Origin of the sequence: Pseudomonas sp. Irchel s3h14, from assembly GCF_900187425.1 — a bacterium.
Classification (GTDB): domain Bacteria; phylum Pseudomonadota; class Gammaproteobacteria; order Pseudomonadales; family Pseudomonadaceae; genus Aquipseudomonas.
On the sequence record NZ_FYDJ01000003.1, the window covers coordinates 226,647 to 249,922 of the forward strand.

The window sequence follows — 23,276 nt, forward strand, 5'->3', positions numbered from 1 at the left end:
GCTCGGATTCTCGCTGAAAGGCAGGGGCAAGGTTACAGACGCGGTTCGACCCGCAATCGCTGAGGGTTGCTCGGCACCGGTGGGCGACCGTAACGATCATCACCCGCACCGCCGAAAGGATGTTCCTCTTCAGCTTCATCGGCCCGGGCCGCAGCCTTGGTAGCGGCAACCTGTTCCTTGCGAGCGTTGGACGCCCGTTCGATAGGGAACCGGATCGCCACGAATACCAGGTAAATGCCGAAGGCGATCATGCCGTACATGAACAGGTCGGACACCGCCCGCCAGGCGTTGTTGCCGACCTTGAACAGCAGATCGAGGGCCGTGATGGCGATGGCCGGAGCGACCTTTTCCTTCACCGGATCAATGATGGTCGGGCTGAACAGCAACACAGCAACCAATAGCCGCAGCGGCTCACGCAGCCAGCGCCACATCCAGCGGGTGATACGCATCCACACCAACAGGCAGCCCAAAGCGGCGAAGGCGTAGAGGCCCCAAGCGATCAGATAGTCGTTCTCGGTCATGGTGTCCATGGCAAGGCAGGCAAAGAGGCGCTTATAGTAACGACTTTTCGCACGTCAGGCTGCCCCAATACCAGTCTGTAAAGCGCAACCCCTGTGGGAGCGGGCTTGCTCGCGAAAGCGGTGGGTCAGTCAACCGAGATGTTGAACGTGCTGGCCTCTTCGCGAGCAAGCCCGCTCCCACAAGTTGCGAAGCCCTTATTCTGTACATTGCTCGAGAGTCCTTCATGCCCCTTTCCGTCAACGTTTCCGACGCTCCCATTGCCCGCAAGGCCGAAGGCGACGACCCGTATGCCTGGCTGCAGGAGCGCGACACCGACGCGGTGCTCGACTACCTGAAAGCGGAAAACCGCTACCAAGAGGCGCAAACCGCCGATCAGGCCGGGTTGCGTGAAACCCTGTTCGAAGAGATCAAGGCCCGGATTCTCGAAACCGACCTGTCCTTGCCCTCCCCTTGGGGCCCTTACCTGTATTACACGCGCACCACGGCCGGTGATGAATATGCCCGTCACTACCGCTGCCCGCGCCCTGCCGATGACAGCCTGCAACTCGACGAAAGCCAGGAACAGCTGCTGCTGGACCCAAATGAACTGGCCAAAGGTGGCTTCTTTTCCCTGGGCGCCTTCAGCATCAGCCCGGACCACCAGCGTCTGGCCTACAGCATCGACGCCACGGGCGATGAGATTTTCACGCTGTTCGTGAAGGAATTATCCAACGGCCGTGTCAGTGAACTGGAATTCCAGGATTGCGACGGCAGCATGACCTGGGCCAATGACAGCCTGACGCTGTTCTTCGGTGAGCTGGACGACACCCATCGCCCGCACAAACTGTTCCGCTATCGGCTGGACGGTACGGCGGCTGAAGAAGTGTTCCATGAGCCGGACGGTCGATTCTTCATGCATTGCTATCGCTCCAGTTCCGAGCAGCAATTGCTGCTGTCCCTGGGCAGCAAAACCACCAGCGAAGTCTGGGTACTCGACGCGTTCCAGCCGCAGCAGGCGTTTACCTGCATCGCACCGAGGGTTGAAGACCATGAGTACGACGTCGACCACGGCGCGCTCGACGGTCAATGGACCTGGTTCATTCGCACCAATCGCGACGGCATCAACTTTGCCCTGTACCACGCCGTAGACACCGGCGTGGCGCCGACCGAGGCCGACTGGCAGAACCTGATCCCGCACAGCGACACGGTGATGATCGAAGGCATGAGCCTGAATGCCGGAGCCATGACCCTGAGCCTGCGTGAGGGTGGATTGCCGATCATCGAAGTTCATCCGCAAGACCTGCCGAGCTACCGCGTGCAATTGCCGGATGCGGCCTACAGCCTGCACGTGCAGAACAGCCTGGAATTCGTCAGCGACAGGATCCGTCTGCGCTACGAAGCGCTGAACCGTCCGGCGCAAATCCGCCAACTGGTATTGGGCAGCGGCGAGCAGAAAGTCCTCAAGGAAACCCCGGTGCTCGGCCCGTTCGACGCCGATGCCTACGTCAGTCAGCGCCTGTGGGCGACGGCACCGGACGGTACGAAAGTGCCGATCAGCCTCGTCGTCAAACGCGAAGCCCTCGGTAAGCCGACGCCGCTTTATCTGTACGGTTATGGCGCCTATGGTGAAAGCCTCGACCCGTGGTTCTCCCACGCTCGTTTGAGTCTGCTGGATCGTGGCGTGGCGTTCGCCATCGCTCACGTGCGTGGCGGCGGTGAACTGGGCGAGGCCTGGTATCGCGCTGGCAAGCAGGAACACAAACACAACACCTTCAGTGACTTCATCGCCTGCGCCGAACACCTGATCGCCAATGGCTTCACTACTTCACAGCAACTGGCGATCAGCGGCGGCAGCGCCGGTGGTCTGTTGATCGGCGCGGTGCTCAATCAGCGACCGGAGTTGTTTGCTGCTGCGATTGCCGAAGTGCCGTTCGTCGACGTGCTGAACACCATGCTCGACCCGGATCTGCCGTTGACCGTCACCGAATACGACGAGTGGGGCAATCCTGAAGAACCGGACGTCTATGATCGGATCAAGGCCTATGCCCCGTACGAAAACGTCACCGCGCAAGCCTATCCGGCGACCCTGGTGATCGCCGGCTACAACGACAGTCGCGTGCAGTACTGGGAAGCGGCCAAGTGGGTGGCGAAATTACGCGCGACCAAAACCGACACCAATCCTCTGCTGCTCAAGACCGAATTGGGTGCCGGGCATGGCGGGATGAGCGGTCGTTATCAGGGATTACGTGACGTAGCACTCGAATACGCATTTGTTTTCAAGGTTTTGGGCATCGCCTGAGGAACTTGGCCCGGCGTGTCGGTCTTAACACCGAACACCGGGCCCGGTACGACACATACACCCTGTGGGAGCGGGCTTGCTCGCGAAGAGGCCATCACATTCAACATCAATGTTGTCTGACACACCGCCTTCGCGAGCAAGCCCGCTCCCACAAGGGATTTGTGATTGACCCAAAAAACCGGAACAGCAACAGACACAAGAAAAAGACCGTGACGACATGTCAGAACCGACCTTACTGAACAACGAAATTCGCGACTGGCTGATGGACTGTGGCCTGTTCGATCAATTGCTGCCGGCGGACTTCGCCACGGCCTCGGGCTACTTCAGCATCAGCACCATTGCTCAGGGCGAAGAGATTTTCCATGAGGGTGATGCCGGCAGCTTCATGTGCATCATCCACACCGGCCAGGTGGCGGTGCAGAAAACCAACAGCGACGGGCACCTGGTGACCATGGCAACGTTGCGCAGCGGTCGGGCGTTCGGCGAAATGGCCGTACTCGACGGCGAACGCCGCTCGGCCAGTTGCGTGGCCGCGAGCAATTGCCAGTTACTCAATCTGGGCAAGGACTCGCTGGAAAAGATGCTCAACGATGCGCCGAAAATCGCCGCCAAAATCATCCGCGCCCTCGCCGTCTCCCTCTCCAAACGCTTGCGCATGGCCGATGGGCAACTGCTCTCGCAGCAGGTTTAACCGCCGGGCGACTTAATCTTCGTGCTGTTTGGCTCAAGGCCCGGCAACGGTTGATCCTTGGTCGGAGGACTGGGCATCTCGATCGGCACCAGCGGTGGGCCGCCACTGCCAGTTCCGGCCTTGGGCAAGGTGGTCGGGGTAATTTTCGGGTACGGCGCCGGGGTCGCGGTGCCGGGCGAACCGGGCAGCGGCGCAGGGCTGGTCGGAATGGTTTGCAACTGCTGGGCCTGCACTGCAGTTATCGAGAGCGCGGCCAAGGCAATGACCGTTAGAATGGTGCGCTTCATCAATGGCTCCGTTGGCCTTGTTGTCTTTTTGCAGGCTACTCCCAACTGCGCGTGTTTGCCTTCCTCCTCTTATGCCAATTTCTCCTCAAGTGAGCCCCATGAAACGTTTCGTTCTGCTCGACACCACTCCAATTCCTGAAAATGGCGGTGCCTTGTGCCTGTTCGAATACGGCGAGGATTTCGTCATCAAGATCCAGGGTGGCGACGGCGGGCAACTGATGAACACCCGCATGCACGGCTCGGAAGACGCTCTGGCGGAGATCCCGTGCCGTAAAGTGGCCGGCCGGCCAAATTCGCGCGTGCTGATCGGCGGCCTGGGCATGGGCTTCACCCTCGCCTCGGCCCTCAAGCATCTGGGCAAGACCGCTGAAGTAGTGGTCGCCGAACTGGTGCCGGGCGTGGTGGAGTGGAACCGTGGGCCGCTGGGCGAGAAAGCCGGGAACCCGCTGCTGGACCCGCGCACCGTCATTCGCATGGAAGACGTGGCCAAAGTCCTGCAAGCCGAGCCGCAAGGTTTCGACGCAATCATGCTCGACGTCGACAACGGCCCCGAAGGCCTGACCCAGAAGGCCAACAGCTGGCTCTACTCCGCTGGCGGCCTGAGTGCCTGCGCCAAGGCCCTGCGGCCCAAAGGCGTGCTGGCCGTCTGGTCCGCGAGCGCTGACCGACAGTTTTCCGACAAACTGAAGAAAGCCGGCTTCAAGGCCGAGGAAGTCCAGGTCTTCGCCCACGGCAACAAAGGTACCCGCCACACCATCTGGATTGCCGAGAAGCTCAAGGGCTGAGCTAAACTGCGATTAATACCGTCATTAGTCTTTTTACAAAGGTGAACCCATGAGTTCGTCAACACCTCCAACCAACACGTCGAAACTGGATCGCATCCTTGCCGATAACCAGCGCGACAAGGAAATGGGTTACCGCGACAAGGCCCTGAAAATGTACCCGCACGTGTGCGGCCGCTGCGCCCGTGAGTTTTCCGGCAAGCGCCTGAGCGAACTGACCGTGCACCACCGCGACCACAACCACGACAACAACCCTCAGGACGGCTCGAACTGGGAATTGTTGTGCCTGTATTGCCACGACAACGAACACTCGCGGTACACCGATCAACAGTATTTCGGTGAAGGCTCGCTGAGCTCGCCGAAAATCGCCAAGGCCACGCATAACCCGTTTGCCGCGTTGGCCGGCCTGATGAAGAAAGACGAGTAATATCTTCAGCGCCTCGACCGGCCCCTTCGCGAGCAAGCCCGCTCCCACATTGATCTGTGGCGTACGCCAGTAGTGTGTTCACCTGAGATCGAATGTGGGAGCGGGCTTGCTCGCGAAGACGGCCGACCAAACACCACCAATCTCAAACCGAACACCCCTCCCCCAATCCCCGTATAATCGCCGTTTTTTCCCCGAAGGCACCCGCTCGTGGCAGATAAACGGTACAGCTGCATTGGTTTGTATAACCCCAAATCACCGGAGAACGTCGGTTCGGTGATGCGCGCCGCTGGCTGCTATGGCGTGGCGTCCGTGTTCTACACCGGCAAGCGTTATGAACGCGCCGCCGACTTCGTCACCGACACCAAGCGCGTTCACTACGACATTCCGCTGATCGGCATCGACGACCTGAAAAAAATCCTGCCGCTGGGCTGCGTGCCGGTTGCTGTGGAACTGGTGGACGGCGCCCGTTCGCTGCCGGAATACACACACCCGGACCGCGCGCTGTACATCTTCGGCCCGGAAGACGGTTCGCTGGATAAAGAGATTCGTGACTGGTGCGAAGACGTGGTCTACATCCCGACCACCGGTTGCATGAACCTGGCGGCCACCGTCAACGTCGTGCTCTACGACCGCATGTCCAAGGGACTCAACACCCGCTCCGGGGCGAAATTTCGCTGATTCACCGCACATCCGATGGAACAAGCCGCCCGCCTCGGCAGTCAGCTTAATTATCTATTCTTGAAAGCCATTCCAGCCAGGAGACAGATCATGAGCGAACTCAAACGCGTAGAACGCATCGAATCCACCCCGTTCCAGACTCACACTGAGCAGAACGTGCAGGGTTGGGAACGCATCGGTTCCCTGGCCGGCGGCGTGGTGATGGTCGGCAAGGGCCTGCGTCGCGGTGGGGTGTTCGGGTTGATTCAAGTGGCGATCGGCGGTGTGGCCCTGGCGCGTGGCATTACCGGGCACAGTTCGGCGAAAAGCCTGCTGGAGAAAAGCCGTCAGGACATGAACAACGTAAGGGCGAAGATTCAGCGGGCGGGGGAAGAGTTGAACCGGTTGAAGGCGAATGCTGAAGCGGCGACCAATACCGCTACGGTGACCGGTAATGATTCGTTGAAGTCGCCTAAAACCGGGGTTTGATCCAGGAAATTCGATGAGGCTTAGGGCCTCTTCGCGAGCAAGCCCGCTCCCACATTTGATCGTCAGTGGACACTGGTTATGTGTACGACAGAGATCTAATGTGGGAGCGGCGGTGCGACGATTCGACTTGCTCGCGAAGGCGGTATTACTGAAGCAACCCGGTATCGAGGACTTGGGAAGATTCACCGATGATGCTTTCGGCGAGCTGAACAAATTCCTTGGTATCCACGCTCTCCAGATGCATCGCCCCGCGCAACACTTCATCCAGCGAACGCTTGTTGCGGGTCTTCAGGCGAATCTCGCGATCCAGTTCCTGCAATAACACGACCGCTTTCGACACCTGCGCCGGGCTGACCTGCTCGGCGCGCAAGGTCGTGACGTTCTGGCTGTCCTTGGCCAACTTCTTCTGCAAACTCTCATACCGCTCATCGCTCATGCCGCCAGCGCGGCGCACCAGCTCGATGGCGTAATACTCGGCAAACCCTTCGCTGATCCAGTCACTGCGCTGCTGGTCGTTGATCCGTCCGAACACCTGCGCCAACTCCCGCACCAGCGCACTGCTGCCGCTTTCGCTGACCAGCGGCAGACGCGTGTTCAGATAGATCGATTCGCGCGCGCCCAGGCTGCCGCGCCACATCGGGTCGTTGGCGCCGACGATCAGCAGTTTGACGGGATGTCGGGGGTACACCGCCTGCACTTGCGGCCAGACAAAAGTCAGCAGTGTCAGCACATCCATGCGGCGCATGCCCTGGCCCTGAGGCGAGGCGACGGTGACTTCGGTTTCCCCAAGCCGCGTGCGACGGCTGCCGAGGTGTCCGGCGAGCATCCAGCCCGTGGGCCGGTCGAACAAGCGAGAAACGTTATCGACCCGGAATTTGTTCTTGCCGATACGCGGCCAGGCGGTTTCAACGCTTTTCCAGCCGGTGGGCAATTCGAATTCAAGGCGTGAAACCAGCTCGATGCCATCCTGCTGATCGAGTTTGGCTGCCGGCACCAGATCGTCGCCGCGCAGCAGCGCCCAGGTCGGGGTCATGCGCGTATCGAAGCTGCCGCTCTTGCGTCCGTGGCTGATGCGTACGCGGTAGGTCAGGCTGGCCTTGTCGGCGGCCGGACGCCAGATACCACGGGCCTGCTTGCCCGGCGTGAGCTGCCATTGGCCGTCGGCCTTGAAGTCGCTGTAGTGACTGCCATCGCCCAGGTCGAAATCCAGACTGCGTACCGCCGAACCCTGAGCCAGAGTCAGGCGCACTTCAGCTTGATCGCTTTGCGGCAACAGGCGCACGTGGTAATCCAGATCAACCTTCTTCGCTGCCCACGCGGGCGAACCCAGGACTAATAGTCCAAGAGTCAACGCCAGCCGCAATCCCACAGCCATACACACTCCTTCGTGAAACGTTAATACGCTTGGCGTTTAACCCGCCCGAAAAATCAGATGGTCTTCCCAATCGTCTTCGGCCACGCTGCCTTCGGCGAGCATGCGCCCGGACTGGGAAATACGTTCGTGGTGCACCGCATCGCGATCACCGCACACCAAGTGATGCCAGAGCGGCAGGTCCTTGCCTTCGCTGACCAGTCGATAGCCACAGGTCGGCGGCAACCATTTGAATTCGTCAGCCTTGCCCGGTGTGAGCTGGATGCAGTCGGGGACGAAATCGCGGCGGTTCGGGTAATCGGTGCACTGACAGGTTTTCAGGTCCAGCAGTTTGCAGGCGATACGCGTGTAATAGACGCTGTTGTCGTCTTCATCTTCGAGCTTTTGCAGGCAGCACAGGCCACAGCCGTCGCACAGCGATTCCCATTCCTCTTGATCGAGTTGATCGAGGGTTTTGCGTATCCAGAACGGTTCGACTGTGGCGGCCATGGCTCAAGCATCAACATCAGGTGGTGAAAAGGCCGCCAGTCTAGTGCCAAGGCCCTTGTGGGCCAAGCGTTGGCGACTGCCGGTAGAACGAGCTTGTCAGTTATTGCGCCGCCCAGTAGGGTTTTGCGTCGCCCCTCACCTTCGAACGTAGCAAGGAATCTCTTGATGAGTGCCAATCCACGCGTTGCCGACTATGCCATCCACCCTCAGTTCACCGACCGCTGGTCGCCCCGCGCCTTCACCGGCGAAGCGATCTCCGAAGAAACCCTGCTGAGCTTCTTCGAAGCCGCACGCTGGGCGCCATCGGCCTACAACTCGCAGCCTTGGCGGTTTCTGTATGCGCGTCGCGACACGCCGAACTGGGAGCGTTTCCTGGGCCTGCTGAATGAGTTCAACCGCGGCTGGGCGCAACACGCCTCGGCACTGGTGATCGTGATCTCGAAAACCACCTTCGCGGTGCCTGGCGCCACCGAAGAAACCCCGGCGTTGTGGCACACCTTCGACACCGGTTCGGCCTGGGGCCATCTGGCGCTGCAAGCGAGCATCAGCGGCTGGCACACCCACGGCATGGCCGGTTTTGACCAGGAGCTGACCCGTAAGGAGCTGAACATTCCTGAGGGTTATGCGCTGCACGCGGCGGTAGCGGTGGGCAAACTGGGCGACAAGGCGACGCTGGCGGACTACCTGCAAGCACGTGAAGAGCCAAGCCCGCGTCGTCCGCTGAGCGAGTTGGCCGCCGAAGGCGACTTCACCCTCTAAGCCACACCGAAGATCTACTGTAGGAGCCGAGCTTGCTCGCGATGGCCGTCTCACAGTCAACGATGATGTTGAATGTGATGGCCTCATCGCGAGCAAGCTCGGCTCCCACAGGTTCATAGGGTGATTTCAATACCCGCGATTGAAATCCACTTCCCCGCGCAATGCCTCACCTGCCTGATACGCCCGCAGGTTCTCGACAAACAGATTCACCATCATCGATGGCGAGGTCGGTGCCGAGCTGTGGCCGGTCAGCAGCAGGCCCCAAGCGGTCCAGAACGGATGACGTTGCGGCAGCGGCTCCTGACGGCAGACGTCGATCACGGCGCCGGCCAGATGCCCCTCTTTCAAAGCTTCCACCAAGTCCGCATCGACCACTGCCACGCCGCGCCCGACGTTGATGAACAACCCGGTCGCCTTGAACTGCTTGAACAGCGCCGCGTCGTACAGGTCATGGGTGTTCGGTGTATTGGGCAGCAGATTGATCACGTAATCGACTTCACCGACCAGACGCGGCAGATCAGCCAGCGACCCGACTTCGACAAACGGCACCTGCTCGCGGGCTTCGCTGGCGATGCCGTACAACTCGACGCCAAACGGCACAAGGAACTGCGCCACGGTCTGGCCGATGTCACCGGTGCCGACGATCAACACTTTGCGCCCGGCCAGGCTTTGGCCATGCCGACTGTCCCACTTGCGCTCGACCTGGCTGACCAGTCGCGGCAGCACTTCGCGTTCGTGGCCGAGCATGTAAGTCAGCACGTATTCGGCCATGACCTGACCGAAAATCCCCACCGCCCGAGTCAGGCGATAGTGCCGAGGCAAGCCGTCGGCCAGCAGCGGCGTAATGCCCGCCCAGGTCGATTGCAGCCATTGGGGCTCGTGGCCCTGACGCAGCAAGGTCGCCAGCAGGTCCGGCTGACCGAGCCAGATCGGACAATCAGCGGCCTGGCTGGCCAGTTCGGCGGAGTCGCCGCTGGTCAGCACTTCCAGGTCGGGCGCTGCTTGACGCAACAGCTGGGCGTACACCGGGTGGTCGTGTTCAGCAATCAGAACGCGCATGGTTCAAACCTTTCAAAAACAGTGCAGACGGCCGCCGACGGAGTATCGCTCCATCGTCCTGGCCATCGCCAAAATCATTCCAGTGTTTCATAAAGGCTCTGAACAGAGCCTGTCTGCCGGTCACATGGGATCGTTGCGGCGCAGCAATTCTTCCGGCAAGTGTTCGATGTACTCGTCTTCGGCCGGCGGCATTTGCAAGTGGTAACCCTGCTTCTCAAGGTTTTCCAGCACCACGGTGATGTCCTCGCGCGACAATTTGCGCTCGGGGGTCAGCACCAGGTCGAAGGCGTGATGCGGTTTGCCGAAGGCGGCCATCAGACTTTCCGGGACGCGCTCCAGTGCATCGCTTTTGAGCACATAGAGGTACATCTCGTTTTTCTTCAGGCTTCGATAAATGGAGCAAATACGTTTCAAGGCTGTTCTCCGGCGGTGGCCAGGCTGTCGAGCAGCGCCTGGCCCATCAATTCGCGGCGCCAGCCACGCAGCGAATCAGGCAATTGGTAAGGACCGTTGGGATAGCCGCTCTTGAGCAGCGCTTCCAGGGTTTTCTTGCGCAGCATCAGCTCTGGCGCAATGTTCAGGCGTTCGGCTTCGGCCTGGCCGATCGCACGCAGCTGTTTGATCAGCGTGGCGGCGTCCATCGGCAACGGCTCCGGCACCGCAGGCGGCCATTGATCAGGCGACACACTGCCAGAGCGCTTGATCAGATCAAGCAGAAATTCGCCGTCCTGACGCACGGTACGTGGGTGCATGTCTTCGATTTTCGCTAGCGCGCCGAGGTTGTCCGGCTGAGTCCGCGCCAGCGGCCACAGCGAATGCTCACGGACGATGCGGTTGCGCGGCAGATCACGGGCGCGGGCCTCGCGCTCGCGCCAGGCGCACAGTTCACGCAACACGGCGAGCTGGGCACGGGAAAGCTTCCAGGCCAGCTTGGCTTCGCGATAGACCTCATACGGATCAACTTCGCGGCGCAGGTTGGCCACCAGCTCGGCGCCGTCTTCCAGGACCCAGGCGTACTTGTCGTCAGACAGCTTCGGACGAAGCTGTACGAAAACTTCCGCCAAGTGCAAAGCATCTTCAGCGGCGTAGCTGATTTGGGTGTCGGAAAGCGGACGTTGCAGCCAGTCGGAACGGGTCTCGCCCTTGGGCAGGTCGATGCCCAGCACTTCCTGCACCAGCCGCGAATAGCCCATGGAGAAACCCAGGTTCAGGTAAGCGGCGGCCAACTGAGTGTCGAACAACGGCGCCGGCAGGCTGCCGGTCAGGCGCAGCAGGACTTCGAGGTCTTCGCTGCACGCATGGACGACTTTGACCACGGCCGGGTTTTCCAGCAACGCGGCCAGCGGCTGCCAGTTATCGATGCTCAGCGGGTCAATCAGGTAAGCGCGTACGCCATCGCCGATCTGCAGCAGGCCTGCAATCGGATAAAAGGTGTCGACCCGCATGAATTCGGTGTCGAGGGCAACGTATGGCAGCTGCTGCCACTCGGCGCAAAACTGACCGAGGCTATCGTTGTCGCGAATCCAGTGAATATCGATGGCCACACGGCTCTCCCTTGAAGAATGGCGCGCAGTATATATCGCCCCCGGCGTTTTCCGCGCATCCACTGAACAAGAGCTTTAGCGAAAATGCCTGCCAAACAGCAAGAAATGTCTGACAAGCGGAGACTAACTGGCCTTACGCAGTACGTAGACGCGCATCCGCGCACAGCCGGGCAGGAAGTCCTGATGACTGAGCAAGCGCAAACCTGCGCGCTTGAACTCGGCTTCCACGTCGGCCTTGCTGGCCAACGGTCGGGCCGGAACGCCCTGTGCATCCGTGTGCCGGCCTTTGAAATGAGCATCGACCCGTACCGCCACAATCACCGTATCGCGACTGACCCGATGGAACTCCTTAAGCATGGCCAAACGATGCTCGGGGCAGGCGAGGTGTTGAAACAGCTGCATGCAAAAAATGCAGTCAACCGCATTCGCCGACAAGCCGATGGTGAACGCTGAACTCTGAAAGGTCTTGACCCGTTTCAGCAGGTGCTGCGGATGGTGGGTGCGGGCATGATCGAGTATGTCCTGCGACGGATCGGCCGCGAGAATCACCCGGTTGGCATGCTCGGCCAGTACCGGCCAGAAGCGCCCGACACCGCAAGCCAAATCGAGAACCAGGCCCGGCTCGCCAGCAGCCTTTAGCGCGTTGCGCACCAGTTGCTCGTCACGCCAGAACGTCAACCGCCCGGCCAAGCCACGCGATCGCGGCTGAAGACAGACGCGGGCGTGTTCCTGATCGTAGCGCCGGGCTATCTCAAGCTCGATGGCGGATAGGGGTTGAGCGGACATGTGCAATGGTTCTCGGGGGGAAGCTCTACCGGCCGCAGGTTAGCGGCCGGGGAGTGAAAAAAGGTTGAAGCACTCACTCTTTGGCCAACACGCCGTCGATCACCGCACCGCGACATCCGGCAAATATATCCAGGTCCTGGTGGTAGACCTTGCTATTGACCTCCAGCAAACCGAGCATCGAATGGAACAGGTTGTCCTGGCTCAAGGGCTTTTCGCGACTCAGTTGCAGGCAATGGGTATCCACCGAGAACGACTTTTGATAGCTGTCGGAAAACCAGGCCAGCATCGCGACATGCTTTTGTTGTTCCGGCGCCAGCATGTAAGGCGTGCCATGCAGGAACAGGTTGTACTCGCCCAGAGATTCGCCGTGGTCCGACAGATAGAGCATCGCGGTGTCGACTTTGTCCTGATTGTTGCGCAACAGATCGATCAGGGTGGACAGCACGTGGTCGGTATACACCAGGGTGTTGTCGTAGCCATTGACGATACTTTCGCGACTGCAATTGTTCAGGGCGTTACTTTCACAAACCGGGGTGAAGCGCTCGTATTCTTTCGGGTAACGCTTGAAGTATTCCGGACCGTGACTGCCCATCTGGTGCAACACCAGTACCGTGTCTTTATCCAGGGTATCGATGAAGTGCTGCAAACCCTGCAGCAGGATTTCATCTCGGCATTCGCTATTGGCGCACAGCACCGGGTCTTTCAGGTTGCTGACGTCGTCGAGGGTGACCCGATCGCAAGTGCCTTTGCAGCCCGATTGGTTATCGCGCCAGATCACGTCGAGACCCGCGCGTTTGAGTACATCCAGCAGGCCTTCCTGGTTCTTTGCCTTGCTGGCGTTGTAATCCTTGCGGCCCATGTCGGAGAACATGCACGGCACCGACACCGCTGTTTCCGTCCCGCAGGAATGCACGTCGGTGAACGCGATCAGGCCAGCCTCTTTATCCAGTTTGGGTGTGGTGTCACGGTCATACCCCAGGATGCCGAAGTTCTCGGCCCGGGCACTTTCGCCCACCACCAGCACGGTCAGGGATTTGCGGCCGTGGGTTTGCCAGGCGGGATTTCGCTGGGCATCTTCGCCCAGCGTGACGAAGGGTTGCCGCGCAGACGCGACCTGCTCACGCAGATAGCCGGCCGAGGCGCCGATGTAGTTGCTCGGCACCACCATCAGGCGCAACTCATGGTGATTGCGAAACAATGAGGACAAGCCTTGATAGTTAACCAGTGCGACACCACCGATCACAGCAGCTGATGCGACACTCACGAGAACTTTACTGAGTAGTTCACGGTGCCAGCGACGGTAACTAACCGGCGTCTTCCATAACAAACAGGACGGCAAAACACCGAGCAAAACAATATAAACAAGCAACTTGATCGAGAGTAAGTCACGCACTTCCGTCGCATTGGTTTGAGCAAAGTTACGCAACATGCCGGTATCAATCAAAACACCATATTGGCTCATGAAGTACGCCACACCAGCACTGACCATGAAGATCAGCGTCAAGACCGGTTTCATCACGGGCCGGAAAGCCAGCAAGGTCAGCACAATGTTGAAGGCGGCCAGGATCATCAACCCGAAAGCCACGCGCACGACGATGCCTTTACCGTCCGATGCCGTGATTTCAAACAGGTGTTGCCAGAGAACAAAATTGAAACCCGTTAATAGAAAGGCACTGGCAATCAGTGTCACCCACTCGGGGCGCACGGCTTTAATCTTCAACATGATGATCGGCTGTTCCTGAAAAGAAGTGCCTTCGGTAAATGTGAAAATTTCATTTACCGAGACAGCACTAACTTTAGGCAGCCAACCATCAATTTTTTGTGAAAAAGAAGCCAACGATTAGTTGGCTCATGGCACTAGGCCAAAACTTTTAACTTATTTGAGAATGGTTCAGGTTCTGTTCAGGCTTGATGCAAATACCAGCGCCAATCCTGTTCGCCGACCTCGCCCATGAACTGTCGATACTCGGCACGTTTTACCGCCAGGTACACGCCGAGGAACTCACCGCCGAACGCTTCCCGCGCCCAGCTCGAACCTTCCAGCGCCCGCAACGTGGTCAGCCAGTCAGTCGGCAACAGTTCCGTGGCCTGGGCGTAGCCATTGCCCTCCACCGGCGCACCAGGATCGAGTTGTTCACGAATACCGCGATGGATCCCGGCCAGAATCGCCGCAGCCGCCAGATACGGGTTGGCGTCGGCGCCACAGATGCGGTGTTCGATATGCCGGGAAAACGCCGGCCCGCCGGGCACACGCAAACTCACGGTGCGATTGTCCACACCCCACGTGGGTGCCAGCGGCGCATAGCTGTTGGTCTGGAAACGACGGTAAGAGTTGGCGTTCGGACAGAACAGCAGCAATGAATCGAGCAACGTACTGAGCATCCCGCCGACCGCCTGTTTGAGCAGTGGCGTGCCGTCCGGGGCTTCGCTGGCGAACAGGTTGTTGCCGTCCTTGTCCGCCAGGCTGACGTGCATGTGCATGCCAGTGCCCGCCAGGTCATCGAACGGTTTAGCCATGAAGCACGCCGTCATCCCGTGTTTGTGGGCCACGCCCTTGACCAGCCGTTTGTAGCGCACCGCTTCGTCCATCGCCTGCAAGGCGTCGGTGCGGTGTTCGAGGGTGATTTCCACTTGCCCCGGCGCGTATTCGGAAATCGCCGTGCGCGCCGGAATGCCCTGGAGTTTGCAGGCGCTGTAGAGATCGGCCAGAAACGGTTCGATTTGCTCCAGCTCACGCAAGCCATAGACCTGAGTGCCCCGCGGTCGTCCGCCATCGACATCCCGCGCCGGTTGCGGCCGACCGTTGCTGTCGCGCTGCTGATCCAGCAGGTAGAACTCCAGCTCTGCCGCCATCACCGGGTAATAACCGTCGGCCTGCAAGCCCTCGATGACTTTCGCCAGCAGATGCCGTGGATCGGCAATCGTCGCGGGCATGCCCTCCTTCGGGTGCATGCTGACCTGCACCGCCGCCGTCGGAATCAGCCGCCACGGCATGCGCGTCAAACTGCCGCTGATCGGGTACGCCCGGCAGTCGATATCGCCAACGTCCCAGACCAGGCCGGAGTTTTCCACGTCATCGCCATTGATGGTCAGGCCAAGAATGGTGCTCGGCAATGGCCGCCCGCTTTCGTACACCGCCAGCAATTCATCGCGGTGCAGCAACTTGCCCCGAGGTACGCCGTTGTTGTCGAGGATGAACAACTCGAACATCTCGATATCCGGGTTCTGTTCCAGAAAGGTCAGGGCTTCTTGCTTGGAGGCAAAAGATGTCGTGGCAACACTCATGGGAATTCTCTTATTTCCGCGTCAGGCAAACGCACAGGCGTCGCCGCTTTGATCCCGGCGCATTGCGCGGGACCTGTAAGAACAATCAACGAGGAATGCAGGAATCCGGTGGGCGCGCGTGACGACAGTGCCACAGCGCCCAAAAGGCTAATTCGGAGGGAAGTGCGACGGGACAACCGTCCATAGAAAAAACCGCAGAGAACAGGTGAGCAGCAGCGTCACACGGGAGGTTAAGTCGTTAAATCAGGATTTGAAGAACTTTGGTTGCAGGTTGGCTAAACAATCAATCTCCAAAACACTTATCCAATGTGGGAGCGGGCTTGCTCGCGAAAGCGGCGTGTCAGTCACATGAGTATCAACTGGCACACCGCTTTCGCGAGCAAGCCCGCTCCCACATGTGTCTCTCGGCAGAACTATTTAATTTCTAAATACCACTCCGGACTTTCTGATTTGCGACCCATAGGCCTCGCGCGCCTAATCGGCTTCTTGTCATCCAAGGTCCGATAGATGGAAAACGTTCGTGCAACCTCCCGCCCCGCCCTCTGGCTGATGTTCAGCATCATTCTTGTCGCCCTGAACCTGCGACCTTCCATGGCCGCCGTTGGTCCTTTGCTGTCGGCGATTCGCGGTGACATAACACTGAGTTTCAGCCTGGCCTCGCTGCTGACCATGCTGCCAGTGATGGCGATGGGGCTGGCGATGTTCTTTGGGCTGAGCGTCAGCCAACGAATCGGCGAACAACGCACCGTGGTGCTCTCGCTGCTGATCATCGGCGTGGCCACTGTGTCGCGGTTATTCCTCGATTCAGCGGCCGAACTGATCCTCAGCGCCGTGCTGGCGGGTATCGGTATCGCGCTGATCCAGGCGTTGATGCCGGCGTTGATCAAATCCCGCTTCAGCGACAACGTTTCCGTGTGCATGGGGCTCTACGTCACATCGATCATGGGCGGCGCAGCGATTGCGGCGTCGTTTGCGCCGCTGGTGATGATCCGCACCGGCAGCTGGCGTGTAGGCCTGGCGATTTGGGCGGCGTTGGCGCTGGTAGCGTTGCTGTTTTGGTGCATGCAACGTGAACGGATGCCGGCGCAGCCTGCTCAAGCGCAGCGCAATGGCTCCTTCTTCGGCAATTCCCGCGCCTGGTTACTCTCCATCTTCTTCGGCCTGGGCACGGCGTCCTACACCTGTGTGCTGGCCTGGCTGGCGCCGTACTACGTGGAAAAGGGTTGGAGCGAACAAAACGCCGGGTTGCTGCTGGGTTTCTTGACCGCCATGGAAGTGTTGTCCGGCCTGCTGACACCGGCCATCGCCAACCGCAGCCGTGACCGGCGCGTGGTGCTGGTGGTGTTGCTGGCGCTGATCATGGCCGGTTTCTGCGGGCTAATTCTCAGCCCGCAGTACCTGAGTCTGTTGTGGCCATGTCTATTGGGGCTCGGAATCGGCGGACTGTTCCCGATGAGCCTGATCGTGTCCCTGGATCATCTGGACAATCCCCAGCGTGCCGGTGGCCTGACCGCGTTCGTTCAAGGCATCGGCTACCTGATCGCCGGTCTATCGCCGCTGATTGCCGGGTTGATCCGCGATCAGCTCGGCAGCTTCGAATGGGCCTGGTGGTCACTGACCGGCGTTATGGCACTGATGATCCTGATGGTCTTGCGCTTCGATCCGCGGCATTACGCCCAACACATTCACTGACCCGGCCCCCTCACCATGAAACACACCGGTTTTGTCGCCGCTCACGTCGGCATGCTGCTCTGGGCATTGTTGATCGCTGCTTCGTTTTCTGCGGCAGCACAGGTCAGTCAGGCCATCGACCCGATCCTGCTGACCGGTTTGCGCCTGCTGTTCTGTGCCCTGGTATTTTTGCCGCTGCTGCTGATCAAGGGCGATACCGCCATGACCGCCCGCGGACTGTTTGGCCATGCCGTACTCGGCTTGCTGCTGGCGGTGTATTTCGGCTCGTTGTTCGAGGCATTGCGCTACACCTCTGCCGTCAATACCGCAACGATGTTCACCTTGGTGCCACTGCTGACATTGCTGTTCGAAGCCGTTTTGATGCCCGACAGCAACCTGAAACAGCGGGTGCTGCCGATGCTGATTGCCGCTGCCGGGGCCGTGTTGCTGGTTTTGAAAGGCGCAGGCCCTGGTGAGCTGCCTTCGCTGTATGCAGTGTCGGTGTATGGCGTCGGTTGTCTGGCGATGGCGCTCTACTCGCCCCTGAGTCAACGGCTCAAGGCCAGCAGCCTCAAGGGGCGCGACCCGGTGGGGATGACTTTCTGGAACATGCTGTTCGGCGCGCTGTTTCTGCTGGCATTCTGTGGGTTCAGCGGCGGCTGGCGATCGGCGTCATTGCTGACCGTGAGCGATTTCTGGTGGCTGATTTACCTGGCGGTGTTCGCCACGCTGGCGACCTTCTGGCTGCTGCATCGGGCCATCGGCGTCATCGCCCCTTCCTCGGTCATTTCCTACATTTACCTGAGCACGCTGCTCCTCACATTGTTTCACTGGTTCTGGTTACGTCAGTCGCCACTGCCGCTGGAAATCATCGGCGCGCTGCTGGTGGGAGTCGGTATGTGGGCACTGCTGATGTCCAGCCGCCGCGGGGTGCCTGCAGCCGTTCAGGGCTGAAGGACTCTGGAACCGCCCCACAACTTTCCATGAAAACTCCTACAAGGCATTCTCCTGGCACCATCGTTCCGTTAGGATCGCTCGCACAAGTTTGCGCACAGTCAGCGCAAGGAGCACAGCGAGACGAAGCGGATGTTGAACAGTAACTTGCTTAGAAAGCTCGATATGCAGGACCTCATGGTATTTATCGCCGTGTATGAGCAAAGCAGCGTCAGCGGTGTATCCGAGGCGCTCTGCGTCAGCCAGTCCACCGTGAGTTACTGCCTGAAAAAGCTGCGTACCAGTTTCGAAGACGAACTGTTCATCAATACCCGCGCGGGTATGCGCCCCACCTACAAAGCCAGCACCATGTACGTCCACGTGCTGAAGATCCTCGAAAGCATCAATCTGTGTCACGCCGGTGCGCCAGCATTCGACCCCACTCTGCAACCAGTCACCTTCAATATCTGCGCACCGGAGTACTTCGAGCAGTTGATCCTGCCGCGCCTGTTGAAAAGCTTCGATTTCGCCGACCTTCCAGTGATGGTCAACATGCACAAGTTCGAAACCGACATCCCGGCCGAAGAGCTACGCGACGGCAGCCTCGACCTGGTGATTTGCTTCGGCCCGAACTTTCATCGCAATCACGGTGATTTCAAATCCCGGCTGCTGCTGGAGGACGACCTGGTCTGTGTCTTCGATAAACGCGCCACACCGCCGGAGCCGCGCTTAAGCCTGCAAGCCTTCGTCGAACGCCGGCACGTGTTCCCGACACCCTGGACTTCCACCACCAACATGGTCGACGGCTGGCTGGCGCAGCAGGCGCAAAAACGGCAGATCGTCGCGCGTTCCAACAGCTACAGCGCGGCACTGAAGATGATCACCGGCACCGACTTCATCCTGACCCTGCCTCGGCGCATCCAGCAATTGCTGGCCAACGACGCGATCTTCAATCACTGCGAAGCGCCCAACGGCTTGCCGGGTTTCAGCCTCGACATGCAGTGGAGCCAGAATGTCGATCAGGACAGCGCCAACACCTGGCTGCGCGAGCAAGTGGTCAAGGCCTGCACCGAGCAGGAAATGGCCTGAAACTCAGTGGCTGATGGCAATCTTGGTGTAGGACTCTCGATCGATGTCGAGGATTTCCACGGCCAGCTGGACTTCAATGTCCGTCGGCCAATCACACAGCTCCTGCACCACGGCCAGCAAACTTTCGGACAACTGCTGCTTGATCTGCGGTGAGCGACCGCTCAACAGCGCCAGTTTCACATGCACAAAGGCTCGCTCACCTGACACCGTGCCGACCTTGAACGTCTCAACCTTCACCGCTCGGCTCTTGATGTCGTATTCGGCAGCAAACTGACCGGAAGCCACCAACGCATTGTTGAGCCGAATCAACGCCACGTCGGCATTGAGCTCGGGCAGGTTGGCGGTGTATTCCATGTGCAGGTGAGGCATGACTGAGCTCCTGAAAGTGGGCAGAAAGGTCGTACATATAACACAGCATCGCCCTATTCAACCGGGCGGTAAAAGCGCGCGTTCACTCATGAACGCCTCCAGCCTCGACCTCAACCAGCGCTCGGCCGGGTCGGTATCGACATGGCTGAGCCAGACCATCGACAGATCCAGAGTCGGCGCCTTGAACGGGAACGGTTCCTTGAACAGCTGGCCGGACGCGGCCATCGCTTCGGCGGCGTAATCCGGCAGACTGGCGATCAGATCGGTCCCGGCGAGCAAGGCCGGTAACGAGCTGTATTGCGGCACGGAAAGGACGACTTGGCGCGTACGACCAATCTCCGCCAGCCACTCATCGGCGTAACCACTGACATTGGCGGTGTGGGAAACCAGCACGTGCGGTCGCGCGCAATATTCATCGAGCGTTAGCGGTGTGTCCGATGCGTCGGCGCGCAAAATGTTCGGCAGGATGTGCCGCAATAACTTGCGCTTGGCGTTGGCCGGCAGCCCGCGAGTCTGGCTGATACCAACGGTGATATCGCCGGACGCCAGCAAATCCGGAATCCGCCAGTAATCGACATGCTGCACCACGAACACCACCTTGGGTGCTTCCTGGCGCAAGGCACGCAGCAACGGCGGCAGCAGGCCAAACTCGACATCGTCCGACAGCCCGATACGAAAGGTCATGGTACTGCTGGCGGGGTCGAAATCATGGGTCAGGCTCAACGCCACCGACAACGAATCCAGCGCTGGGGACAGGTGCAGAATAATCTCCTCGGCCCGCGCCGTCGGCTCCATACGATGCCCGACACGTATGAACAGCGGGTCGTTGAACATCGCGCGCAAGCGATTGAGCGCCGAACTGATGGTCGGCTGACCGAGAAACAACTTTTCCGCCACCCGGGTGACGTTGCGTTCGAGCATCAGCGTTTCAAACACCACCATCAGGTTGATATCGGCCTTGCGTAGTTCGTTACGATTCATCCACTGACCCCGCTCCCCCAAATCTGCTAACAGTTTAGGTAGGTGTCGCAATCGGCGTCTATGCGACTCGAGCAGTTTACGTTTAATCCAGATTCAGGCAGCGGCGCTCACAACCGTAAGACCGCCCGTTGAAACGAAGCTGCTCTGACCGAGCAGCTTCACCACCTGAAGCCTAGATTTCCTTGACCGGGGTCTGATCGTGGGTCCCTTGAATCAAGCTGATGGCATGCACACAATCAGACTTATTGACGTAAGCCTCCCCGCTGGCAATCGTTTCATGGTTTCCCGCCCTCAAACGCCACCGCCATTGACCTTTGCCGGTCTGTGCGATGCCACGGGTTTGCCTGTAAATCTCAAAATACATTGCTCGCTCCTTGCGATTGCTGATGACGGCAGATCAGTGATCTGCGAAACGAGAGTAGATGAGGATTTTTTGCAGCAGGGTCTTTCAATGTCAGGGGATGTTTCGCAGATCCAGCCTTGATTTGCGGGACGACCAATAGATTCGGGGGGCGGTAAATTGGGTGACTGCGCTGAGTAACTTTTCCCTTGAAGATGCATATTTTTCTTACGCTGCGATGCTGTCTGCTCCGACGCAAAAACTCTGATTCGAGCCTTTGGTGATCGCCCGGTAATCCATGCCATACAGACTGTTCACTGATTTTTCTGCTGAGTTGAATCGTCAGCTGACAGGACCAAAGGCTGTTCTTCCATCAGCACGGCATCTTCCTCAAGTTCTGTTTGAGGTTGAGCCGCTACCGTGGTGGTGACTGGGTCAGGATGGGGCAGGAAACCCCGCACAGCCCTTTCAATCAGTGAAAGGACCCCATAGGTGATGAAACCAAAGATCAGTCCAACAACCAAAATGCTCAAAGGGTGCATCTGCGCTGCGTCGGGACTTTCCAACATGTAGTTAAAAGCCTGAACAGCAACGGCCACGCAGGCGGCAAATGCTGCCAGCAGCTTCACAAACACCCAAATCCGTCGCCATCTGTTCATGCACTCCCCCGTCACCCGCTGATTTGCTCTGTATTGCATGATAGCTAATGACCAGGGTTACACCGAAAGCCATCGCTGGCAGAAAGGCGACTCTCTTCAGCAGATTGCGCAACTGTTTGATCGAAATCACTCATCGATACAGCGTATCTTGGCGGAGGTAGCGGCAACGCGGCAGCAGGGGTGCGAGGCGCTATTAGAGGCCCATGCCAAACAGGCTTTCGAGGCTCATGATGAAAACCACTGACAAGTCGGGTGGCACTTCGGTTACTGCGCCAATCGAGAAGGCGTCAACCGCCAATGTCTGGCGCACCATGCCTGGCGGCATCTGGGCGTTGGGCTTCGTCTCGATGCTGATGGACATCTCCTCAGAGATGATCCATGCATTGTTGCCGCTTTATATGGTCACCGTACTGGGTACCTCCGTTCTCGCGGTGGGTCTCATCGAAGGCATAGCCGAGGCTACGGCCTCGATCACCAAGGTATTCTCCGGGGCACTCAGTGATCGATTGGGCAAGCGCAAACTGCTCGCGGCGCTGGGTTATGGGCTGGGGGCACTGTCCAAACCGATCTTTCCTTTGGCGGGCTCGCTGGACTGGCTGATCGGGGCGCGTTTTATCGACCGCATTGGCAAAGGTATTCGCGGCGCCCCGCGCGATGCGTTGGTCGCCGACATCACGCCGCCCGAGATACGGGGGGCAGCTTTCGGCCTGCGGCAAACTCTGGATACCGTGGGTGCATTCCTGGGACCGTTGCTGGCGATCGGATTGATGTGGCTAACCGCGAACCACTTCCAGACTGTGTTCTGGGTGGCCGTCATCCCGGCCTTCCTTGCCGTCGCGGTGCTGCTGGTGTTCGTTCATGAGCCCAAACAAGTGGAAGGGACACGCCGGGTGCGTGCGCCTTTGAGCCGGCGGGAATTATCCCGACTGGGCGCTGGATACTGGTGGGTGGTGGGTGTCGCTGCGGTGTTTACCTTGGCGCGTTTCAGCGAAGCCTTTCTGATTCTGCGTGGTCAGGCCGTCGGGCTGGCGCCGATGTGGGCGCCGGCGGTGCTTGTCCTGATGGGGGTGGCGTACTCACTGTCAGCCTATCCCGCCGGAGCCTTGTCTGATCGTGTCAGCCGTGTGGCGGTGCTCGGCGTAGGTCTGATATTGCTGATTGCTGCCGACCTGACTCTGGCGTTCGCGCCGGGTATCGGTGGCCTGGTCGTCGGCGTCGTTCTATGGGGGCTGCACATGGGGTTTACCCAAGGGATATTCGCCGCCCTGATCGCCGATTGCGCGCCGGCTGAACTGCGCGGAACGGCATTTGGCATGTTCAATCTGTTGACCGGGTTGGCCTTGCTGCTGGCCAGCGTCATCGCTGGGGCGTTGTGGGACACAGTAGGCTTCCAGGGCACTTTCTTGATGGGCGGGGGCTTTGCTGTTCTGACTTTGCTGGGATTGTGGGTGATCCAGGCGAGAGTTCAGGTTCGATAGTAAAGAGCGATACCGCCTGTGTTTCGCGAGAAAGTCGTACCGCTCTCCAGGAAAACCTATTTCACTTGTCGATCATCAGCCTTCGGACTAAAAACGCCCAGTCAGCCTTGCACTCGCGCATGAAGTCGACCTTATGCTCGTAATTTTCAAACGGAAAATCCACCCAGTAGCCAGCGGTCTGTGCAAGCAGTTCGCCAAGCCCCACATCTGAGCCACCTTTGTTAGTTGCACGTATCTTTTGAATGGGGTCGATAAACTCTGCTTCGGTGCAATCAGAAGCGCAGTTCTTCAAAATCATTGATTGTTTTCCCTGAGAATTTCAGTCTGTG

Annotated in this window: 26 protein-coding genes; 11 read left to right on the forward strand and 15 right to left on the reverse strand. The window is 59.2% G+C overall.

Annotation, left to right across the window (positions count from 1 at the left end; genetic code table 11):
• Window positions 1-32: 32 nt before the first annotated feature.
• Window positions 33-530, reverse strand: a complete 498-nt coding sequence (locus tag CKW16_RS07655) for an MFS transporter (RefSeq protein WP_095127903.1) — start codon at window positions 528-530, stop codon at window positions 33-35.
• Window positions 531-745: 215 nt separating this feature from the next.
• On the opposite strand from CKW16_RS07655, the gene CKW16_RS07660 reads away from it, so the two are divergent.
• On the forward strand, window positions 746-2,800 hold the full coding sequence (locus CKW16_RS07660; RefSeq protein WP_095127904.1) for a S9 family peptidase: 2,055 nt from the start codon (window positions 746-748) through the stop codon (window positions 2,798-2,800).
• Window positions 2,801-3,017: 217 nt separating this feature from the next.
• Window positions 3,018-3,491: a cyclic nucleotide-binding domain-containing protein gene (locus tag CKW16_RS07670; RefSeq protein ID WP_076031549.1), complete on the forward strand. Its 474-nt coding sequence runs from the start codon at window positions 3,018-3,020 to the stop codon at window positions 3,489-3,491.
• Here the strand turns inward: CKW16_RS07670 and CKW16_RS07675 are convergent.
• Window positions 3,488-3,778: a hypothetical protein gene (locus CKW16_RS07675; RefSeq protein WP_095127906.1), complete on the reverse strand. Its 291-nt coding sequence runs from the start codon at window positions 3,776-3,778 to the stop codon at window positions 3,488-3,490. The two genes, CKW16_RS07670 and CKW16_RS07675, sit on opposite strands and share 4 nt — an antisense overlap.
• A gap of 98 nt (window positions 3,779-3,876) precedes the next feature.
• Here CKW16_RS07675 and CKW16_RS07680 point away from each other — a divergent pair, with 98 nt between their 5' ends.
• The 4 genes from CKW16_RS07680 to CKW16_RS07695 all read left to right on the forward strand — a co-directional run bounded on the left by CKW16_RS07680 (window position 3,877) and on the right by CKW16_RS07695 (window position 6,133).
• Window positions 3,877-4,563 carry a spermidine synthase gene (locus CKW16_RS07680; protein WP_007898703.1) on the forward strand — a complete coding sequence of 229 codons (687 nt, stop codon included), beginning with the start codon at window positions 3,877-3,879 and terminating at the stop codon, window positions 4,561-4,563.
• 49 nt (window positions 4,564-4,612) lie between these two features.
• A complete protein-coding gene (locus tag CKW16_RS07685) occupies window positions 4,613-4,987 on the forward strand; it encodes a YajD family HNH nuclease (RefSeq protein ID WP_056742523.1) in 375 nt (124 codons plus the stop codon).
• Between the two features lie 207 nt (window positions 4,988-5,194).
• The gene (locus tag CKW16_RS07690) at window positions 5,195-5,665 is read left to right on the forward strand and encodes an RNA methyltransferase (protein ID WP_007944014.1); all 471 of its coding nucleotides are present in this window, start codon (window positions 5,195-5,197) and stop codon (window positions 5,663-5,665) included.
• A gap of 90 nt (window positions 5,666-5,755) precedes the next feature.
• On the forward strand, window positions 5,756-6,133 hold the full coding sequence (locus tag CKW16_RS07695; RefSeq protein ID WP_046046102.1) for a DUF2892 domain-containing protein: 378 nt from the start codon (window positions 5,756-5,758) through the stop codon (window positions 6,131-6,133).
• Between the two features lie 145 nt (window positions 6,134-6,278).
• Here CKW16_RS07695 and CKW16_RS07700 read toward each other — a convergent pair whose 3' ends face one another.
• Complete coding sequence (locus tag CKW16_RS07700) at window positions 6,279-7,508, reverse strand: hypothetical protein (RefSeq protein ID WP_095127907.1); 1,230 nt, start codon at window positions 7,506-7,508, stop codon at window positions 6,279-6,281.
• Window positions 7,509-7,544: 36 nt separating this feature from the next.
• Window positions 7,545-7,994 (reverse strand): YcgN family cysteine cluster protein, encoded by a 450-nt coding sequence (locus tag CKW16_RS07705; RefSeq protein WP_095127908.1) that lies wholly within the window; start codon window positions 7,992-7,994, stop codon window positions 7,545-7,547.
• A gap of 165 nt (window positions 7,995-8,159) precedes the next feature.
• On the opposite strand from CKW16_RS07705, the gene CKW16_RS07710 reads away from it, so the two are divergent.
• Window positions 8,160-8,753 carry a nitroreductase family protein gene (locus CKW16_RS07710; protein ID WP_095127909.1) on the forward strand — a complete coding sequence of 198 codons (594 nt, stop codon included), beginning with the start codon at window positions 8,160-8,162 and terminating at the stop codon, window positions 8,751-8,753.
• 126 nt (window positions 8,754-8,879) lie between these two features.
• Here the strand turns inward: CKW16_RS07710 and CKW16_RS07715 are convergent, their stop codons facing one another.
• From CKW16_RS07715 to CKW16_RS07740, 6 genes are all read right to left on the reverse strand, one after another.
• Window positions 8,880-9,812 (reverse strand): D-2-hydroxyacid dehydrogenase, encoded by a 933-nt coding sequence (locus tag CKW16_RS07715; RefSeq protein WP_095127910.1) that lies wholly within the window; start codon window positions 9,810-9,812, stop codon window positions 8,880-8,882.
• 120 nt (window positions 9,813-9,932) lie between these two features.
• Complete coding sequence (locus CKW16_RS07720; protein WP_007898694.1) at window positions 9,933-10,226, reverse strand: YcgL domain-containing protein; 294 nt, start codon at window positions 10,224-10,226, stop codon at window positions 9,933-9,935.
• Window positions 10,223-11,356 carry a ribonuclease D gene (gene rnd / locus CKW16_RS07725; RefSeq protein WP_095127911.1) on the reverse strand — a complete coding sequence of 378 codons (1,134 nt, stop codon included), beginning with the start codon at window positions 11,354-11,356 and terminating at the stop codon, window positions 10,223-10,225. Before rnd ends, CKW16_RS07720 begins: the two co-directional genes overlap by 4 nt.
• Window positions 11,357-11,479: 123 nt before the next feature.
• Complete coding sequence (locus tag CKW16_RS07730; RefSeq protein WP_095127912.1) at window positions 11,480-12,142, reverse strand: class I SAM-dependent methyltransferase; 663 nt, start codon at window positions 12,140-12,142, stop codon at window positions 11,480-11,482.
• 73 nt (window positions 12,143-12,215) lie between these two features.
• The gene (locus CKW16_RS07735; RefSeq protein WP_095128133.1) at window positions 12,216-13,865 is read right to left on the reverse strand and encodes a phosphoethanolamine transferase; all 1,650 of its coding nucleotides are present in this window, start codon (window positions 13,863-13,865) and stop codon (window positions 12,216-12,218) included.
• Window positions 13,866-14,044: 179 nt separating this feature from the next.
• Window positions 14,045-15,427 (reverse strand): glutamine synthetase family protein, encoded by a 1,383-nt coding sequence (locus tag CKW16_RS07740; RefSeq protein ID WP_095127913.1) that lies wholly within the window; start codon window positions 15,425-15,427, stop codon window positions 14,045-14,047.
• A 507-nt stretch (window positions 15,428-15,934) separates the two neighbouring features.
• On the opposite strand from CKW16_RS07740, the gene CKW16_RS07745 reads away from it, so the two are divergent.
• The 3 genes from CKW16_RS07745 to CKW16_RS07755 all read left to right on the forward strand — a co-directional run bounded on the left by CKW16_RS07745 (window position 15,935) and on the right by CKW16_RS07755 (window position 19,120).
• Window positions 15,935-17,119, forward strand: coding sequence for a cyanate transporter (locus CKW16_RS07745; RefSeq protein WP_095127914.1), 1,185 nt, complete (start codon window positions 15,935-15,937; stop codon window positions 17,117-17,119).
• 15 nt (window positions 17,120-17,134) lie between these two features.
• The gene (locus CKW16_RS07750; protein WP_095127915.1) at window positions 17,135-18,052 is read left to right on the forward strand and encodes a DMT family transporter; all 918 of its coding nucleotides are present in this window, start codon (window positions 17,135-17,137) and stop codon (window positions 18,050-18,052) included.
• 132 nt (window positions 18,053-18,184) lie between these two features.
• On the forward strand, window positions 18,185-19,120 hold the full coding sequence (locus tag CKW16_RS07755; RefSeq protein WP_095127916.1) for a LysR family transcriptional regulator: 936 nt from the start codon (window positions 18,185-18,187) through the stop codon (window positions 19,118-19,120).
• Between the two features lie 3 nt (window positions 19,121-19,123).
• Here the strand turns inward: CKW16_RS07755 and CKW16_RS07760 are convergent, their stop codons facing one another.
• From CKW16_RS07760 to CKW16_RS07775, 4 genes are all read right to left on the reverse strand, one after another.
• Complete coding sequence (locus CKW16_RS07760) at window positions 19,124-19,489, reverse strand: 5-carboxymethyl-2-hydroxymuconate Delta-isomerase (protein ID WP_095127917.1); 366 nt, start codon at window positions 19,487-19,489, stop codon at window positions 19,124-19,126.
• Window positions 19,490-19,546: 57 nt separating this feature from the next.
• Window positions 19,547-20,470 carry a LysR family transcriptional regulator gene (locus CKW16_RS07765; protein ID WP_095127918.1) on the reverse strand — a complete coding sequence of 308 codons (924 nt, stop codon included), beginning with the start codon at window positions 20,468-20,470 and terminating at the stop codon, window positions 19,547-19,549.
• 172 nt (window positions 20,471-20,642) lie between these two features.
• Complete coding sequence (locus CKW16_RS07770) at window positions 20,643-20,834, reverse strand: DUF1508 domain-containing protein (RefSeq protein WP_056742545.1); 192 nt, start codon at window positions 20,832-20,834, stop codon at window positions 20,643-20,645.
• A gap of 290 nt (window positions 20,835-21,124) precedes the next feature.
• Window positions 21,125-21,469: a hypothetical protein gene (locus tag CKW16_RS07775; protein WP_176471529.1), complete on the reverse strand. Its 345-nt coding sequence runs from the start codon at window positions 21,467-21,469 to the stop codon at window positions 21,125-21,127.
• A gap of 230 nt (window positions 21,470-21,699) precedes the next feature.
• Between CKW16_RS07775 and CKW16_RS07785 the strand changes: the two genes are divergently transcribed.
• Entirely contained in the window at window positions 21,700-22,947 is a 1,248-nt protein-coding gene (locus tag CKW16_RS07785) for an MFS transporter (protein WP_095127920.1), read from the forward strand.
• Between the two features lie 61 nt (window positions 22,948-23,008).
• Here CKW16_RS07785 and CKW16_RS07790 read toward each other — a convergent pair whose 3' ends face one another.
• A complete protein-coding gene (locus tag CKW16_RS07790) occupies window positions 23,009-23,245 on the reverse strand; it encodes a hypothetical protein (protein ID WP_095127921.1) in 237 nt (78 codons plus the stop codon).
• Window positions 23,246-23,276 lie beyond the last annotated feature (31 nt).